General features: G+C 69.8%; 18 protein-coding genes and 1 pseudogene. 8 read left to right on the forward strand and 11 right to left on the reverse strand.

The features are described 5' to 3' along the window. Positions 1-257: 257 nt before the first annotated feature. Positions 258-1589: an MFS transporter gene (locus ACIG5E_RS23420; protein ID WP_396536230.1), complete on the forward strand. Its 1332-nt coding sequence runs from the start codon at positions 258-260 to the stop codon at positions 1587-1589. 64 nt (positions 1590-1653) lie between these two features. Here ACIG5E_RS23420 and ACIG5E_RS23425 read toward each other — a convergent pair whose 3' ends face one another. Further along, the gene (locus ACIG5E_RS23425) at positions 1654-2310 is read right to left on the reverse strand and encodes a Uma2 family endonuclease (protein ID WP_396536232.1); all 657 of its coding nucleotides are present in this window, start codon (positions 2308-2310) and stop codon (positions 1654-1656) included. A 488-nt stretch (positions 2311-2798) separates the two neighbouring features. Here ACIG5E_RS23425 and ACIG5E_RS23430 point away from each other — a divergent pair, with 488 nt between their 5' ends. Further along, the gene (locus ACIG5E_RS23430; protein WP_396536234.1) at positions 2799-3176 is read left to right on the forward strand and encodes a nuclear transport factor 2 family protein; all 378 of its coding nucleotides are present in this window, start codon (positions 2799-2801) and stop codon (positions 3174-3176) included. Between the two features lie 424 nt (positions 3177-3600). Here ACIG5E_RS23430 and ACIG5E_RS23435 read toward each other — a convergent pair whose 3' ends face one another. From ACIG5E_RS23435 to ACIG5E_RS23450, 4 genes and pseudogenes are all read right to left on the reverse strand, one after another. Next, entirely contained in the window at positions 3601-4014 is a 414-nt protein-coding gene (locus ACIG5E_RS23435) for an NUDIX hydrolase (RefSeq protein WP_396536236.1), read from the reverse strand. Then, positions 4011-4163, reverse strand: a pseudogene (locus ACIG5E_RS23440) (NUDIX hydrolase); the annotation flags it as partial. The gene ACIG5E_RS23435 and the pseudogene ACIG5E_RS23440, both read right to left, overlap by 4 nt. Positions 4164-4281: 118 nt before the next feature. Beyond that, positions 4282-4812, reverse strand: coding sequence for a GNAT family N-acetyltransferase (locus ACIG5E_RS23445; RefSeq protein WP_396536238.1), 531 nt, complete (start codon positions 4810-4812; stop codon positions 4282-4284). After that, positions 4809-5960, reverse strand: a complete 1152-nt coding sequence (locus ACIG5E_RS23450) for an XRE family transcriptional regulator (protein WP_396536240.1) — start codon at positions 5958-5960, stop codon at positions 4809-4811. Before ACIG5E_RS23450 ends, ACIG5E_RS23445 begins: the two co-directional genes overlap by 4 nt. A 343-nt stretch (positions 5961-6303) precedes the next feature. On the opposite strand from ACIG5E_RS23450, the gene amcB reads away from it, so the two are divergent. The 6 genes from amcB (at position 6304) to ACIG5E_RS23480 (ending at position 10664) form a co-directional block, all read left to right on the forward strand. Beyond that, entirely contained in the window at positions 6304-7446 is a 1143-nt protein-coding gene (gene amcB / locus ACIG5E_RS23455) for a cyclophane-forming radical SAM peptide maturase AmcB (RefSeq protein WP_396536328.1), read from the forward strand. Beyond that, entirely contained in the window at positions 7443-7619 is a 177-nt protein-coding gene (gene amcA, locus ACIG5E_RS23460; RefSeq protein WP_396536242.1) for a multiple cyclophane-containing RiPP AmcA, read from the forward strand. Before amcB ends, amcA begins: the two co-directional genes overlap by 4 nt. An 84-nt stretch (positions 7620-7703) precedes the next feature. Further along, entirely contained in the window at positions 7704-8390 is a 687-nt protein-coding gene (locus ACIG5E_RS23465) for a pentapeptide repeat-containing protein (RefSeq protein WP_396536244.1), read from the forward strand. Positions 8391-8412: 22 nt separating this feature from the next. Continuing rightward, on the forward strand, positions 8413-9129 hold the full coding sequence (locus ACIG5E_RS23470) for a hypothetical protein (RefSeq protein ID WP_396536245.1): 717 nt from the start codon (positions 8413-8415) through the stop codon (positions 9127-9129). A gap of 79 nt (positions 9130-9208) precedes the next feature. Continuing rightward, positions 9209-9562, forward strand: a complete 354-nt coding sequence (locus ACIG5E_RS23475; protein ID WP_396536247.1) for a hypothetical protein — start codon at positions 9209-9211, stop codon at positions 9560-9562. 217 nt (positions 9563-9779) lie between these two features. After that, on the forward strand, positions 9780-10664 hold the full coding sequence (locus ACIG5E_RS23480; RefSeq protein WP_396536249.1) for a hypothetical protein: 885 nt from the start codon (positions 9780-9782) through the stop codon (positions 10662-10664). 171 nt (positions 10665-10835) lie between these two features. Here the strand turns inward: ACIG5E_RS23480 and ACIG5E_RS23485 are convergent, their stop codons facing one another. The 6 genes from ACIG5E_RS23485 to sufD are packed head-to-tail and all read right to left on the reverse strand — an operon-like array spanning position 10836 to position 15283. Next, entirely contained in the window at positions 10836-11213 is a 378-nt protein-coding gene (locus ACIG5E_RS23485) for a metal-sulfur cluster assembly factor (RefSeq protein ID WP_396536251.1), read from the reverse strand. A gap of 22 nt (positions 11214-11235) precedes the next feature. Beyond that, the gene (gene sufU, locus ACIG5E_RS23490; RefSeq protein WP_033354873.1) at positions 11236-11688 is read right to left on the reverse strand and encodes a Fe-S cluster assembly sulfur transfer protein SufU; all 453 of its coding nucleotides are present in this window, start codon (positions 11686-11688) and stop codon (positions 11236-11238) included. A 15-nt stretch (positions 11689-11703) separates the two neighbouring features. After that, positions 11704-12963 carry a cysteine desulfurase gene (locus ACIG5E_RS23495; RefSeq protein WP_396536253.1) on the reverse strand — a complete coding sequence of 420 codons (1260 nt, stop codon included), beginning with the start codon at positions 12961-12963 and terminating at the stop codon, positions 11704-11706. Continuing rightward, on the reverse strand, positions 12960-13724 hold the full coding sequence (sufC, locus tag ACIG5E_RS23500; protein ID WP_030290237.1) for a Fe-S cluster assembly ATPase SufC: 765 nt from the start codon (positions 13722-13724) through the stop codon (positions 12960-12962). The genes ACIG5E_RS23495 and sufC overlap by 4 nt, the downstream gene beginning before the upstream one ends. A 6-nt stretch (positions 13725-13730) precedes the next feature. Beyond that, on the reverse strand, positions 13731-14048 hold the full coding sequence (locus ACIG5E_RS23505) for a bifunctional 3-phenylpropionate/cinnamic acid dioxygenase ferredoxin subunit (RefSeq protein WP_188303622.1): 318 nt from the start codon (positions 14046-14048) through the stop codon (positions 13731-13733). A 5-nt stretch (positions 14049-14053) separates the two neighbouring features. Beyond that, positions 14054-15283 (reverse strand): Fe-S cluster assembly protein SufD, encoded by a 1230-nt coding sequence (sufD, locus tag ACIG5E_RS23510; protein WP_396536256.1) that lies wholly within the window; start codon positions 15281-15283, stop codon positions 14054-14056. Positions 15284-15297 lie beyond the last annotated feature (14 nt).

Below are 15297 nucleotides of genomic sequence, written 5' to 3' on the forward strand. Positions count from 1 at the left end.
TAGGCCGGGCACCCCCGATGCCCGGCCGCAGGGGGCGTACACAGGGGCGCGCGCCGCTTCCGTGCGCCCACCCTTTATCCTTCGCAGTGGTACCGCGCACAACCCCGCGCGCCCACCGGGCAACGAAGCCCTCTTCTCTCAGCTCATCCGCTCCACCAGGGAGCCCCGCACCGCGGCCACCACCACAGCGCCTCAGGACGGGCGCGCCGGCACACCCCGCCGACCCCGGTGGTGCCCTGCCACAGGAGACCCCTCACATGGCGGACCTCTCCCCCGCCGGCTCCGGCCTGCGCACCGCGCAGCTCGACGGACGCCGACTGTCGGAGGCCCTGCTCCCCCTGGAGCTCGCGCCACGCGCCCAGCTCCAGCTCGCCGCGATCAGCCGCTGGAACGCGCTGCGCGGAGTCCGCGTCGGCCTGGTCGCCGCCGCCCTGCTGTTCATGCTGATCGGCGCCAACCTGGCGACGCCGATCTACCCGCTCCTGCAGCAGCGCCTCGGACTCGGCCCGCTCGACACCACGATCCTCTTCACGATCTACGTGTTCGCGCTGGTCCCGGTGCTGGCCATCGTCGGCCACTGGTCCGACCACCTCGGCCGTCGCGCACTCATCCTGCCCGCCGTGGCGCTGGCCGCCGCCGGCGACGTCGTGTTCGCCACCTCCGGCAGCTTCTGGCAGCTGGCGCTCGGCCGCGCCGTCCAGGGCATCGCCGTCGGCCTGTCCACCGGCGCCGCCGGCGCCGCCCTCGGCGACCTGCTGCCGGACCACCCGACGCTTGCCGCCAAGCTCACCCTGGCGTGTTCCGCGGGCGGCGTCGCACTCGGCCCGATCGTCGGCGCGCTGCTGTCCGGCGGCTCCGACCCGCTGCTGACGCCCTTCCTGCTGCACGCCATCGCCCTGGTCGCGCTGTGCATACCGCTGGCCGTCGTCCACCCCCGGATGCCCGGCCGCAACCGCCCGCCCGCGTCCCCGCCGCGCATCACCACCCCGGCCCACCTGCGCCCGCAGCGCCTGCGACTGCCGCGGGCCGGCCGCCGCGAGTTCCTGCTCGCCGCAGGTGCCGGTTTCATCTCCTACGGGGTCTTCGGCGTCTACCTGGCCCTCGCCCCGGCCTTCTCCGCCAAGCTGCTCCACACCCCCTCGCACCTGACCGGCGCGATCGTGGCCGCCCTGCTGCTCGGCTCCTCGGCCGCCGCCCAGCTGATCGTCCCGCCGACCGCCGACCGCCTGGTCATCGCCCTCGGCATGACCGGCCTGGCGGGCGGCCTCGGCCTGGTCGTCGCCGCCGGGTACACCGGCACCCCCGCGCTGCTGTTCATCGGCAGCGTCCTCGGTGGCATCTGCCAGGGCGTCGCGTTCCGTTCCCTGTTCACCAGCGCGGTTGCCGCGATGAACCCGGAACGCCGGGGCTCCGAGATGAGCTCCCTGTGGATCATCGTCTACCTCGGCAGTTCCCTCCCCATCATCGCCGTCGGCGCCCTGGTCCAGGCCTACGGCCTCCTCCCCGCCGTCAGCGGCTTCGCCACCGTCGCGGCCGTCCTCTGCGCCGCCCTGGCAGTCGCCGTCGCCCGCAAGCCCAAACAGGCCTGACCCCGTACGACGAACGCCGCTGCCCGGGACTTCCGAAGAAGTCCCGGGCAGCGGCGTCTTCCGTCTACTCCCAAGGCTTCCATTTTTCGGTGGGAACCTCGATGTCAAAGGGCTTCGGCAGGCGAACGGTTTCGCCGAACTTCCATTCCCCGAGCACCTCGCACACCCCCTCGGCCTTCTTCGGCTCGCCGAACAGCGTGACACCGGGCTGCCGCGGATCACGGTCCACCAGCAGGTAGTACGGCACGCCCGTCCGTGCGTAGCCATTCCACTTGGTGGGTTTGACCTGCCGGCCGAACATCGGGCGCCTGTCGTACCGCGCGTTCGACGGGGAGGTCACCTCGACCACCATGGCAACGTCGTGCGGGTAGAGACGAGCTACGTTCCCGCTCAGCGCGCGCTCCTCCACCTCGGTATCCACGATGACAAGGTCCGGAATGTAACCGTCTCCGATTTCCACCAAATCCAGATCGATCGATTGAAGCACCCTCCACGGGAAGTCTGGATCCGCCCCCAGGGCGAAGGTGAACCGCCGCTCGATGTGCGAGAGGAATACCGCATGCGTAACTACCGGCGCCGGTGACACGACGATCTCCCCTCCGATCACCTCAACCCGCGTGCCGTCGTCCGGGAGCCGGAGGTACTCCTCAAGCTCTCCCCGAACCCACATGGCGTACGGCGAGTCAGGCAGAAGCAACTGCGCAAACGCAATCACCGACATGACTTCGCTCCCTCCGAGGTCGCGGCTCCAGCCTGGCCGCCCGCTCGCGGATATACCACTGCCGCACGAACCTTTCCCCCGAAGGAGAGGTTTGCGCGGCAGCAGATTGACGAAATGGCCCGTCCCCTGACGCTGTGGACGGCCACACGCAGCGAGCACGGCCGGCACCCCGGCGCTGCTCTTCATCGGCAGGGTCCTCGGCGGCGCCTGCCAGGGCGTCGCCTTCCCCTCCCTGTTCACCACCGCCGTCGCCGCGATGAACCCGGACCGCCGGGGCTCCGAGATGAGCGCCCTCTGCCGCGTGCCGCCCAGCCAGGCGGCGCGTGGCGCTGACTGCCCCCTGGTAGCTGCGCCCAGGCCCTCGGGTCGGGCACGACGCTGCTCGCCCTTGGCGGAGGCGGTGACCAGTGCTGTGGCCGGGAAGTTTCACCGTGATCGGAAGGCGGCTCGTGGGACGAGCGCGCCCGAACTCCTGGTATTACTGGGGCATGCAGGAAGAGACCGCACGCTCCGCGATCGACACGTTCATCTCCGCGTTCAACGCCTCGGACGACAGCTATGTGACTCCCCTGCTCTCCCAGGCCCTGACCTCAGACGTGGTCTTCTGGGGGCCGTTGGGTCGCAGCGAAGGAATCGGGGCGGTCGAGCGGTTCGTGCTGGACATCCGACGCCACCCGGCGGGGACCGGCACGATGGTGCGCTGCTCAGCGGTGGACATGCCTGACGAATGGGCCCGGTACCAGTGGACCTTCACCACGCCTGATGGAGGCCCCCGCCTGACGGGAACGGATGTCGTCCATCTGCGACGAAACCTCATCGACCAGGTCATCGTCTTCGCGGGCGAGATCGAGCCGTTCGACTCCTGAGTCATCCTTCTGTCGCCGTCCTTCGCCTGAACTTGCCCCCGTCGGCCCTTGGTCAAGGACGATCTGGACGTCGCCGAGCTCGCTGTGCGGCCCGGTCCGGCCTCGGCCAGGAAGTCGCGCACCGTGCTCCGGTCCTCGATCCTCGCGGCAGCCATCGAGCGGCCCCTGCCTACCCCGCTTCGCCCGCCGCCGGGTGAACACCCGCGCATCATCTGCTTCGTTGAGCAGTTCTACCGCCGTTCCCCACCATCCACCCCCCACCCGCCTGCCGACGGGTACCCGCCCCGGGCCTGGCCGCGTGCCGCCCCGGCCAGGACTTCCACCTCTCGGTGCTGATCTCGAAATCAAACGGCTGCGGCGACGCCGGTGTGACGGCTAGCTCTACGGGCAGCCCCCAGTGGTGGCCGCCCGTAGAGCTATCGGGTCAGGCAGTGAGCGCGATATCCAAGTACGCCTGCACCGGCTCGAAGAGCCCGTACGGCACGTACTCGGGTATCTCGGCGAGTGCCACCCACGCGAGGGCGTCCAGCTCGTCCGTGTCGACCACCTCGGCGGTGCCGCTGACGATCTCGCAGGCCGTGTACGACATCAGCCGACCAGTCTTCGGATGCACCCGCTCGCCCAGGAGCTTGACGGCGGCCACTCCCAGGCCGGTCTCCTCCGCAGTCTCGCGGACGGCCGCTTCCTCGGGCGAGTCGCCGGCCTCGATCTCACCGGCCGGAAACTGCCAGGAGAGCTGGCCCTCGCTGACCCGCCGCCGGACCATCAGGACGCGGCCTTCGTGGACCACGATCGCGGCGGCAATACCCGGGCGTTCCTCCGCAGTCTGCTGTGTCACGTCTGCTCCTCCAGGGCGGCCAGGACGGGTGGGAAGATCGTATCGACGTCGATGAAGCGGGCCACCGAGTTTCGAGGAGCCCGTATCACGTCGACGTTCTCGACGGCGTCGCTGTTGGTTGCCTCGCCGGCCAGGTACTTGCCCAGGAAGCACTTGGTTTGCGCGGCAGCTGGTTGACCAAATGGCCCGTCCCCTGACGCTGTGGACGGCCACACGCGGCGAGCACGGCAACATCGGCGGGTACTACCAGGCGTCGCCGACCCAGGCTCAGTGGATCGGGCGGATCATCGCGGTCAACCGGGGCGAATCCGGAGTGGGCTGTTGCGTGTTGAACGCCTGGTAGCCCCAAGTCTCGTAGAGCCGTTGGACTTTGCCGTCCCCGGCGAGCGGGTTGACCAGGAGGGTGACACGGCCCTCAACGCGGCGGCTCAGCAGGTCGTCGTGGATCCGGCGGGCGGCTCCCGTGCCGCGCCAGCGGGTCCGGACGCCGATTTCCTTGATGGCCAGAGCCGGGGCCTCGGTGTAGCCGTCCGGAAGGGGCTCGGTCATGCGCTTCCAGTACCGGTCGCTCGTCTCGATCGTGTTGCCGTAGGCGTAGCCGACCGGTACCTCGCCGTCGTAGCCGAGGACGAGCCCGAAGCCGGGCTCGGTGGCATGCCGGTCGAGGCGTTCGGCGAACACGTCGACGCGGTAGTTCGGCAAGTGCAGCAGAGGGGCCCGCACATCGGCGTACACGTCCAGCAGGTCCTGCCGGGCCTCGGGGGGAAGGGTGGTGTGGTGGCGGAGTTCGACGGTCACGCGGTGGTCCTCCAGCTGTTGTGGGCGTATGCCGACCAGGTGCGGTCCGGGCCACTGCCGCCGGCCAGCTCGTGCAGCGAGGTACCGAAGGCGGCCAGCATCCGGGTGACGCGGGGGTGCGCGAAGTCCTCGGCCGGGACGGACATGGCGGTGGCGACCGCGGGCTCGAGATCGCCCTGCCCGAGCTGGGCGCGGGCAAGCCGGACGGTGGTGATCGCTCGGGACCTCTGCATGGTGTCGCGCCGCTGGGCGATGCTGCGGTGCGCGTGTGCTTCCGCGTCCTCCCAGTTCCCGGCCGCGAGGTGGGCGGCGAGGGCGAGGGAGTCGAGTTCGGACTGGTCGTAGAAGGCGGTGATCCACACCGGTCGGGAGACGTCGAGGTCGGCTCGGTTGAGGGCGTCCTGTGCGTGCCCGATGGACCGGCGGACTGCATTGGAGTCCCCGGTCAGGCCGTGGATCGCCGCGTGGCGGGCGTGTCCGAGAGAGGCGAACAGCGGGTCGCGTCGGGCGATCGGTAGGCTGCGGGCGACCTCATTGGCGGCGAGCGCGTCGCCTGCCTGCCCGAGGTGCCGGTACAGGCTACCCGCGTGGGACCAGATGCGGAACTGGATGCCGGAGTCGCCGGACATCGCCGCGAGGGTGGCAGCCTTCTGGTGGTGTTCGAGGGCTGCGTCGAAGCGACGGCCGTCGATCGCGGCCCACATCGCCGAGGACATGAACGATGCCGCGCACTCGTACAACTGGGCCCGGACCCGCTGGGTCGCGGTGCCGTTCTTCTGCAAGTCCAGGGCTTCCTCGGCGAGCGCGGTCGCCCTGGTCTCGATACTGAGCCGACCGCCGTGGCGGTGGTCGCTGACGATGACCTCGGCGAAGCGGGCCTGCAGTCTCCGCACGTCACCGACGCCGATCCGGCCACTCGATGCCACGGCCGGGGAGCTCGTGAGCACGGTCACGGCCGCGCCTCCGGCCGCCGCTATGAAGTCGCGTCGCCTCACGTCGTCCTCCGGTGTGGTGCGGGCCCGTCCGGTCGGGACGAAGCCCAGGTCTTCGGGCGTACATGCGAATACTGCCCTGAGTGCGAGGCGGATCTTCACCGGCGGCCACCGGGTCGCGCCGGTCAGCCAGTTGTGCACCGTGCGCTCTGACACGGAGCCGAGCTTCCCCGTGAGGGTCCTGATCTCTGTGTTTACTTCGCGTGCCAACTCGGCCTTGGTCATGCGGCGTTCGGACATCCGGAGGCGGAGCGGGACATTGGCCAGCATGAGGTCAACGTAGTCGCGTTGTCACGTTCTGCGCATGGAGCCAGGTGATGGAACGGTCAAGTTTTCCGGTCGGAATGGGACCAGAGTGCCAGCAACTTTGCCTCGCCGTACGGCCTGTGACCATCGTTCACTGATTGCACGCCGCCCGCCCCGGGCGGCCCCGGTGCAGGATCCCGCCCCGTGAACCGCCCTGCGCTGGCCCAGTCTCCGCCCTTGGAGGAGCAGCATGATGCACTCCCCGGCCCGATATCGGCGCCGCATTGCCCGTCGTCCGAGGACGGTCGTTGTCCAAGCTGACTCTCTCTGCAACCTGGACTGCACCTACTGCTACCTGCCCGACCGCAAGCGGCGGGCACCGATGTCGGTCGCGATCGCCGAGGCGGTGACCCGCTCCGTCGCCGAGTTCGCCGATACCGCGTCACTGGAGCCGGTAGAGGTGGTCTGGCACGCCGGCGAGCCGCTGGCCGTCGGCCGCACGCGACTCGCGGAGCTGCTGGCCCCGTTCGAGCCGTTGCGGCAGGCCGGGTTGGTCGAGCACTCGGTGCAGACCAACGCCGTACTGATCACACAGGCCTGGTGCGACTTCCTCACCGCGTACGGGTTCCGCGTCGGGGTGAGCATCGACGGCCCTTCCGCCCTCAACCGTCGGCGCGTGGACTGGACCGGACGTCCGGCCTTCGACCGGATCATGAAGGGCATTGGGTGCCTGCGCGAGTACGACGTACGGTTCTCGGCGATCGCGATCGTCACCGCCGAGAGCATCGGCGACCCCGAGGGCCTGCTCGACTTCGTGGCCGACCTCGGCTGCCACACGGTGGGTCTGAACATGGAGGAAAGGGAAGGCGTCAACACCGACCGGACGCTTCCCACCGCCGAGCAGGCCCGCGAGTTCTGGCGCCGCACCATCGCCTGGTCACGTTGCAACCGCGACCTGACCATCCGCGAGATCGACCGACTCGGCGGCTACCTGCGGGATGTCCGCGACGGACACCGGGCCACCTGGGATCGCATGTTGATCGACCCGATCCCGACCATCGCCTCCAACGGCGAAGTCGTCCTGCTTTCGCCCGAACTCGCCGGGACCACCGACCCGGCCTACGACGACTTCCGGGCCGGGAACGTCCTGGAGCAGAGCATCGGCTCGATGCTGGACCGCGCCCACCGCCTGCGCTACGTACGTGAGTTCCTGACCGGGCTGGACGCGTGCGAGACCACCTGTGACGTCTTCGACTTCTGCCGAGGGGCCCAGGCCGGCAATCGCTACTTCGAGAACGGCCGCCTGGACACCACGGAGACGAACTACTGCCGTGTGTCCCGACAGGCCCTGGTCACCGCCTTGTCCGATACCGTCCAAGAGGAGAAAGCCGCATGAGCCTGCTCGAACTGCTGGCCGCCAGCAACACCGCCGTCGTCGCCGATCTCACCGGCGTCGTCACCGTGACCGACCCCACCGCCGGGCCGTTCGACAACCGGCCCACCTGGGACAACAACGGGCCGAAGTTCGACAACCGGCCCACCTGGGACAACTGGTCGAACAAGAACTAGGGCAAGTAGCGCCAACCCCGAACCACCCCGGGCCCGCACCAGCGGTGCGGGCCCGGCCCAACCCTCGAGAGAGCGGAGCCCCTCATGGACAGCATCACCTTCGGCCGTGCCACCGTGACCCTGCCCCACCTGGACGAACCCGGCCTGTACCTGTCCAACGTCGCCACCCTCGACTCCGCCCGGGGCATCGTCCAAGACTTCCAGTACGGTGACGCCGACCTGCGGGACCTGGACCTCGCCGAGACCCGCCTCGTCACCGGCCGCGTCTCCAACCTACGGGTCAGCCGCATGCAGCTCGATCAAGTCCGCCTCGAATCCGTCGAGTTCGACACCTGCGACCTCGCCGCCGCCCGCATCACCGACAGTAAGCTCTCCCGGGTCGTCTTCCGTAACTGCAAGATCATGGGCGCCGGGCTCATCGGCGGAACCCTGGACAACGTCCTCTTCGACAACTGCAAGCTCGACTACGCGACCTTCGAGCAGATCCGCGCCACCGGCGCGGTCGTCTTCTCCAAGTGCGCGCTCACCGAGGCGTCGTTCACTGGTTGCGACCTCGGCGGCGCGGTCCTCGACGCCTGCAACCTGCGGCTGACCGAGTTCGGCCGGGGCAAGTACCAGGGCCTCGACCTGCGGGGCAACAACCTCACCACGCTGCGGGGCGTCGCCAACCTCGGCAAGGTCCTCATCGACCGCCCCCAGCAGACCGAACTCGCCGAAGCCCTGGTCGCCGAGCTGGACGTGACCTTCGCCGACAACCTCGACGACCGGTAAACCCAGCCCGGGAGGAATCCGCGTGACTCTCGCCATCGCCCACACCGATCCCGCCGCCCTCATCGCCAGGTGTGACAGCACCGGCGTCCGCACCGCTCGCGGCGAGCCCGACTACGAGGACGAGGCTGTCCTCCCGGCCGGCCCCTGGCAGCCCCTCACCGCCGTGCTGGCGGCAGAACTCCGCCCGACCGAGCGGAGCGCCGACAGCACGCTCGTGGAACTGGTGAAGCTGCCCGACGGCCCGCCGCCGGCCACCCTTGCCGCCCTCGCCGACCAACTCGGCGACCCGGACGCCGTCCACCTCGGCCAAGCCAGGAGCCCGGCCAAGGCCCTCACCACCACTCCCAATGACCAGGACGGCTGCCGCATCGGCCTGCACATCGACAATTGGGACAGGCTCCGCTACCAGGCCAAGCACACCGGTCGCCGACGCCTGTGCTTCAACCTCGGTCCCGGAAGCCGCTACCTCCTGCTCGGTGGCCTCGACATCCGCGCCGTCTGCCGCGATCTCCACGCCGACCCCGAGGACCGCTATCCGCACACCGACGACCTGCGGGCCTACGCCGCCCTCGGGCTGCCCCTGCATGTCTTCCGGCTGCGGATCGACCCCGGCGAGGGCTACATCGCGCCCACCGAGCTGCTGCCCCACGACGGCTCCACCGAGGACCAGCCCCAACCGTCCACCGCCGCGTTCTGGCTCGGCCACTGGCCACGCGGCGTCCTGGCCTCGCTGATCTGACACCGACCCGTGCGAGCTGTTCCGCTGCCCGTTCTGGTGGCAGCGCCGCGTCCGATCGCCATTCACGTAGGAGACTTCCATGGCTGCTGCGCCGCCGCAAAGCCCCCGTCCGGTCACGCCTCGGCTGCCGACCGGCCCGACCTTCGAACAGGAGCTGTGCGGGCTCGTGCTCGACACCGCACCCCGCCTGTTCGCCGTCGTCCAGGTTTGGGGTGAGGGCCTCCCGGACGTCGACGGGTGGGTCGTGGCCTGGGGGGTCGCCGACCACAGCGGGCGAGCGCACGTGATCAGCATCGACGGGCGGGCACGAATGACCCTCACGTCTCCCGATCGGGCCTTGCGCCATTTCGCCGGGCGACCGGGGATCACCGCACGGCTGGTCTGGCTCGCGCAGCCGAGTGCAGCAGCAGTGGGTCGGGCCGAAGCCGCCTGACCTTGGCCTGCTGACGCGAGCGGGCCGTGATGGACGCGGCGGGCTCGGGTCTTGGGGGCGGCCCAACCGGGTTGGCCCGCACTGGTCGCGCACTGAATGTCGCGAACGTCTCACACTGCGTCAAGTGCCGTGGTACGTTCCGTAATCCAACCAAAAACAGGTGACCCCGGCAGCGCGCCAACGCTCCGGGGTCCGGCAACAGGAGCTGACACTCCCGATGCGCGTCCATCGTAGCGCCCACGTGCGCAATTTCACCGTGCTGCCCAACGCCCTGCTCCAGTACCGGCGGTTGAGCTACACCGCCCGAGGCCTGCTCGCGGACCTCCTCTCCCGCCCCGACGGCTGGCGCGAGGACGGCCGGCACATGGCCGACACCAGCCCCCAGGGCCGAGGCGCGATCCGCAAGGCCCTGAAGGAGCTGACCGAGGCCGGCTACTACCGGATCGAGACGATCCGCCTGCCCGACGGCACGATCATCACCGAGAACCACGTCTACGACACCCCGCAGCTCACGACGCCGGGTGCCACCCGTCCGGCGCCCGGTGAAGCGGCAACCGGCAGTGCTGGCAGCCCTGTTGCAAAGAACCGGCGCCAAGAACCCTCCCTCCCCACGAGCCCGGCCGACGAAAGCGACCCGGGAGGACGGGAGGTGCCACCCGAGATCCGCGAGGCAGTGGCAACCCTGTTCCGGGTGATCCGCCCCGAGCCCCGACTGCACCTGGGCGAGGCCGAAGCCGCCGAACTCGCGCCCCTCGTCGCACAGTGGCTGCAGCGCGGCGCGACCCACGCCGACCTCGCCCACGCCCTGCTGCCGGGCCTGCCCGCCCCGATGCACTCGGCGGCCGCCGTGCTCCGCTACCGTCTGGAGCGCAAGATGCCGCCCGCCCGGCCCGCTGCACGGCCACCGGCCCGGTACGCCGAGTGTGCCAAGTGCCACGACCCCGTGCCCCAACCGGGCATCTGCCGCCCGTGCGCCGGCCTGACAACCCGAACCCTCACGGTCGGCAAGGGGGCGGACGTGGCAGCCACAGGTGCCGCCCGAGTCCGAACCGCCCTGCGCTCCGCACTGGCCGGCAGTCGGCCTGCAAACATCGCCGCCTGAGACACGCTCTCCCACGGGTCCGAAGGGGCTCCGGCAGGACGGGGCCTCTCGCTTCCGGCAGGTATATCGTCCTGCCCCACCAGCGGCACGCGGCGAGGCCCGGGGCGCGGATACACCACTGCCGCGCAAACCCATGGGTTTGCGCGGCAGCAGGTTGACGATCGACAGACCTCAGACGTTGAAGCCCAGCGCCCGGAGCTGCTCGCGGCCGTCGTCGGTGATCTTGTCCGGGCCCCACGGCGGCATCCAGACCCAGTTGATCCGCAGGTCCTGGACCAGGCCGTCGGTGGCGGTCTTGGCCTGGTCCTCGATGACATCGGTCAGCGGGCAGGCCGCCGAGGTGAGCGTCATGTCGATGGTGGCCACATCGGTCTCGTCGATGTGGATGCCGTAGATCAGGCCCAGGTTGACGACGTCGATGCCCAGTTCGGGGTCGACGACGTCCATCAGGGCCTCGGTCAGGTCCTCGACCGAGACGGTGCCGGCGGTGGTGCCGACGATGCCGCCGTTCGGCTGCTCCTCCGCGGCGGAGGGGGTTGCGTCAGTCATGGTCTTGTCCTCCTTCGCGGATTCAGTCGTTCACTGCGGGGTTCTGGGCGAGCGCCTGGGCGGTGGCGTCCTTCCAGGCCATCCAGCTGAGCAGGGCGCACTTGACCCGGGCGGGGTACTTGGAGACGCCGGCGAACGCGACCGCGTCCTCCAGCACCTCCTCGTCGCCCTCGCCCTGGCCCTTGCTCTGCATCAGCTCCAGGAAGGCCTCCTGGACGGCCTGCGCCTCGCCGACGGTCTTGCCGACCACCAGGTCGTTCAGCACCGAGGCGCTGGCCTGGCTGATCGAACAGCCCTGGGACTCGTAGGAGACGTCGGCGACCTTCGCGCCGTCGAGCTTCACCCGCAGGGTGATCTCGTCGCCGCACGTCGGGTTGACGTGGTGCACCTCGGCGTCGCCGTCCCGCAGCCCCTTGCCGTGCGGGTTGCGGTAGTGGTCCAGGATGATGTCCTGGTACATCGAGTCGAGCTTCATGTCCTGCGCGTCCCGTCAGCCGAAGAAGTTCCGGACGTGGTGCAGGCCGTCGATCAGCGCGTCGACCTCGCCCGGCGTCGAGTACAGGTAGAACGACGCTCGCGTGGTCGCCGGAATTCCGTACCGCAGGCAGACCGGCCGCGCGCAGTGGTGCCCGACGCGCACGGCGATGCCCTGCTCGTCCAGCACCTGACCCACGTCGTGCGGGTGGATGTCGCCGAGGGTGAAGGAGATCGCGGCGCCGCGGTCCACGGCCGTGCGCGGGCCGATGATCCGCAGGTCCGGGACCTCCAGCAGGCGCTCCACCGCGTACTCGGTGATCGCGTGCTCGTGCGCGGCGATCTTCTCCATGCCGATCGCCGACAGGTAGTCGATGGCCGCGCCCAGCCCGACCGCCTGGGCGATCGGCGGGGTGCCGGCCTCGAACTTGTGCGGCGCCGGGGCGTAGGTGGACGAGCCCATGGTGACGGTCTCGATCATCTCGCCGCCGCCGAGGAACGGCGGGAGGTCCTCCAGCAGCTCCTGGCGGCCCCAGAGCACGCCGATGCCGGTCGGGGCCAGCATCTTGTGGCCGGTGAAGGCGACGAAGTCGGCCTCCAGCGCCTGCACGTCCAGCACCATGTGCGGCGCGGCCTGCGAGGCGTCGATGACGACCAGCGCGCCGACCGACTGGGCCTTGCGGACGATCGTCTCGACCGGGTTGATCGTGCCGAGCAGGTTGGAGACCAGGGTGAAGGAGACCACCTTGGTCTTCTCGGTGATCAGCTCGTCGATGTTCGACAGGTCGAGCCGGCCCTCGTCGGTCAGCCCGAACCACTTGAGCTTCGCACCGGTGCGCTGCGAGAGCAGCTGCCACGGGACGATGTTGGAGTGGTGCTCCATCTCCGTGATCACGATCTCGGAGTCGGCGTCCACCCGGTACGGCTCGTCGGCCCAACCAAGCATGTTGGCAACGAGGTTGAGCGACTCGGAGGCGTTCTTGGTGAAGATCACCTCGTTGCGGCTCGGCGCGTTGACGAAGGCCGCGACCTTGTCGCGGGCGCCCTCGTACATCGCCGTGGCCTCCTCGGCGAGCACGTGCACGCCGCGGTGGACGTTGGCGTTGTGCCGCTCGTAGTACGCGTTCAGGGCCTCCAGCACCTGGCGCGGCTTCTGCGAGGTGGCCGCGTTGTCCAGGTAGACCAGCGGCTTCTCCTCGTGCAGCACGCGCTGCAGGACCGGGAAGTCCTTGCGGATCGCGTCGGTGTCGAGCAGACCGGTCAGCGAATGCGTCACTCGGATGCGCCGCCCTTCACATACGCCTCGTAGCCCTCGTTCTCCAGCTTGTCGGCGAGCTCGGCGCCGCCGGACTCGACGATGCGGCCGCCCGCGAACACGTGGACGTAGTCGGGCTTGATGTACCGCAGGATGCGGGTGTAGTGGGTGACCAGCAGGGTGCCGACCTCGCCGGTCGAGCGGACCCGGTTGATGCCCTCGGAGACGATCCGCAGCGCGTCGACGTCCAGGCCGGAGTCGGTCTCGTCGAGGATCGCGATCTTCGGCTTGAGCAGCTCCAGCTGGAGGATCTCGTGGCGCTTCTTCTCACCGCCGGAGAAGCCCTCGTTGACGTTGCGCTCGGCGAAGGCCGGGTCCATCTGCAGGGCGGCCATCGCCTCCTTGACCTCCTTCACCCACAGCCGCAGCTTGGGGGCCTCGCCGCGGACGGCGGTGGCGGCGGTGCGCAGGAAGTTGCTGACCGAGACGCCCGGGACCTCGACGGGGTACTGCATGGCCAGGAAGACACCGGCCTTGGCCCGCTCGTCGACGGACATCTCCAGGACGTCCTCGCCGTCCAGCAGCACCGAGCCGCCGGTCACGGTGTACTTGGGGTGGCCGGCCAGCGAGTAGGCCAGGGTGGACTTGCCGGAGCCGTTCGGACCCATGATGGCGTGGGTCTCGCCCTGCTTCACGGTCAGATCGACGCCCTTCAGGATCTCGCGCGGGCCGTTCTCGGCCTCGACGGAGACGTGCAGGTCGCGGATTTCAAGGGTTGCCATGTGTACTCAGGACTCCTGGTTGACGGAGACGAGCACATCGTCCCCTTCGATCTTTACGGGGTAGACAGCGACCGGCTTGGTGGCGGGCAGGCCGGAGGGCTTGCCGGTGCGCAGGTCGAAGCTGGAGCCGTGCAGCCAGCACTCGATCATGCAGTCCTCGACCTCGCCCTCGGAGAGCGAGACGTTCGCGTGCGAGCAGGTGTCGTTGATCGCGAACACCCCCTCGTCGGTGCGGACGATCGAGACCGGCACGCCGTTGAGGTCCACGCGCTTGGGCACGTCCTCCTGGAGGTCGCTCAACGCGCAGGCACGGAGGAAGCTCATCGGGCTCAGACCGCCGCTTCCAGCTCGGCGTCGATCTTCTCCATGAGCTGCTCCTGGACCTCGGCCACGCCGATCTGCTGCAGCAGCTCGGCGAAGAAGCCGCGGACCACCAGGCGGCGGGCCTCGTCGGCCGGGATGCCGCGGGCCATCAGGTAGAACAGCTGCTCGTCGTCGAAGCGGCCGGTCGCCGAGGCGTGGCCGGCGCCGACGATCTCGCCGGTCTCGATCTCCAGGTTCGGGATCGAGTCGACCCGGGCGCCGTCGGTGAGCACCAGGTTCCGGTTGAGCTCGTAGGTGTCGGTGCCGAGCGCGGCGGCGCGGATCAGCACGTCGCCGACCCAGACCGCGTGGGCGTCCTGACCCTGGAGCGCGCCCTTGTACGCCACGTTCGACCGGCAGTGCGGCGTGTCGTGGTCGATGATCAGGCGGTGCTCCAGGTGCTGGCCGGCGTCGGCGAAGTACAGGCCGAACAGCTCGGCCTCGCCGCCGGGGCCGGCGTAGTTGACCCGCGGGTGCAGGCGGACCAGGTCGCCGCCGAAGGTGACGACCACGGACTTGAACGAGGCGTCCCGGCCGACCAGCGCGTTGTGCTGGGCGACGTGGACGGCGTCCCGCTCCCAGTCCTGCACGGAGACGAAGGTGAGCTTGGCGCCGTCGCCGACCAGGAGCTCGACGTTGGCGGCCCGGGTGCCGGTGCCCGCGTGGTTGAGCACCACGACGGCCTCGGCGAACGGCTTGACGTCGATCACCACGTGGGCGAAGCGGACCCCGCCCTGGGCACGCACGTCGATCTTGACCGGCTCGGTCAGCACCGCGTCCTTGGGGACGGTGACCACGAGGGCCTGCTCGAAGGCGCTGAAGGCCTGCGCGGCGACCCGGTCGACCGGCGTGCCGGCCTTGCCCAGGCGCGCGTCGTCACGGCCGACGGTCTCGGCGGTGACGCCGTCCGGCAGCGCGAACTCGACCTTGTCCTCGCCCCGCTCGCCAGCGGCGGCGGTCCCGTCGTGCAGCCCGCCGAGGCGGTGCAGCGGGGTGAACCGCCAGTCCTCCTCGCGGCCGGTGGGCACCGGGAAGTCGTTCACGTCGAAGGACGGCTTGACCGCGACGCGCGCGTCGATCGGCTGCTGGACCGCGGTCCGGCCGGTGCCGGGGCCGGCGAGCTGCGCGCCCGCGCCGGCGGTGCCGACCTCGATCGAACCGGCGGTGGTGGAGCCGGTGGTGTTCTGCTCAGCCATGGCTGTTCGTAGTG

The organism is Kitasatospora sp. NPDC053057 (assembly GCF_044546945.1).
Taxonomy (GTDB): domain Bacteria; phylum Actinomycetota; class Actinomycetes; order Streptomycetales; family Streptomycetaceae; genus Kitasatospora.

Excerpts from the sequence above, each read along its gene's own strand:
- ACIG5E_RS23420 (WP_396536230.1), top strand. The coding sequence starts at position 258 with ATGGCGGACCTCTCCCCCGCCGGCTCCGGCCTGCGCACCGCGCAGCTC.
- ACIG5E_RS23425 (WP_396536232.1), bottom strand. The coding sequence starts at position 2,310 with ATGTCGGTGATTGCGTTTGCGCAGTTGCTTCTGCCTGACTCGCCGTAC.
- ACIG5E_RS23430 (WP_396536234.1), top strand. The coding sequence starts at position 2,799 with ATGCAGGAAGAGACCGCACGCTCCGCGATCGACACGTTCATCTCCGCG.
- amcB (WP_396536328.1), top strand. The coding sequence starts at position 6,304 with ATGCACTCCCCGGCCCGATATCGGCGCCGCATTGCCCGTCGTCCGAGG.
- amcA (WP_396536242.1), top strand. The coding sequence starts at position 7,443 with ATGAGCCTGCTCGAACTGCTGGCCGCCAGCAACACCGCCGTCGTCGCC.
- ACIG5E_RS23465 (WP_396536244.1), top strand. The coding sequence starts at position 7,704 with ATGGACAGCATCACCTTCGGCCGTGCCACCGTGACCCTGCCCCACCTG.
- ACIG5E_RS23475 (WP_396536247.1), top strand. The coding sequence starts at position 9,209 with ATGGCTGCTGCGCCGCCGCAAAGCCCCCGTCCGGTCACGCCTCGGCTG.
- ACIG5E_RS23480 (WP_396536249.1), top strand. The coding sequence starts at position 9,780 with ATGCGCGTCCATCGTAGCGCCCACGTGCGCAATTTCACCGTGCTGCCC.
- ACIG5E_RS23485 (WP_396536251.1), bottom strand. The coding sequence starts at position 11,213 with ATGACTGACGCAACCCCCTCCGCCGCGGAGGAGCAGCCGAACGGCGGC.
- sufU (WP_033354873.1), bottom strand. The coding sequence starts at position 11,688 with ATGAAGCTCGACTCGATGTACCAGGACATCATCCTGGACCACTACCGC.
- sufC (WP_030290237.1), bottom strand. The coding sequence starts at position 13,724 with ATGGCAACCCTTGAAATCCGCGACCTGCACGTCTCCGTCGAGGCCGAG.
- ACIG5E_RS23505 (WP_188303622.1), bottom strand. The coding sequence starts at position 14,048 with ATGAGCTTCCTCCGTGCCTGCGCGTTGAGCGACCTCCAGGAGGACGTG.
- sufD (WP_396536256.1), bottom strand. The coding sequence starts at position 15,283 with ATGGCTGAGCAGAACACCACCGGCTCCACCACCGCCGGTTCGATCGAG.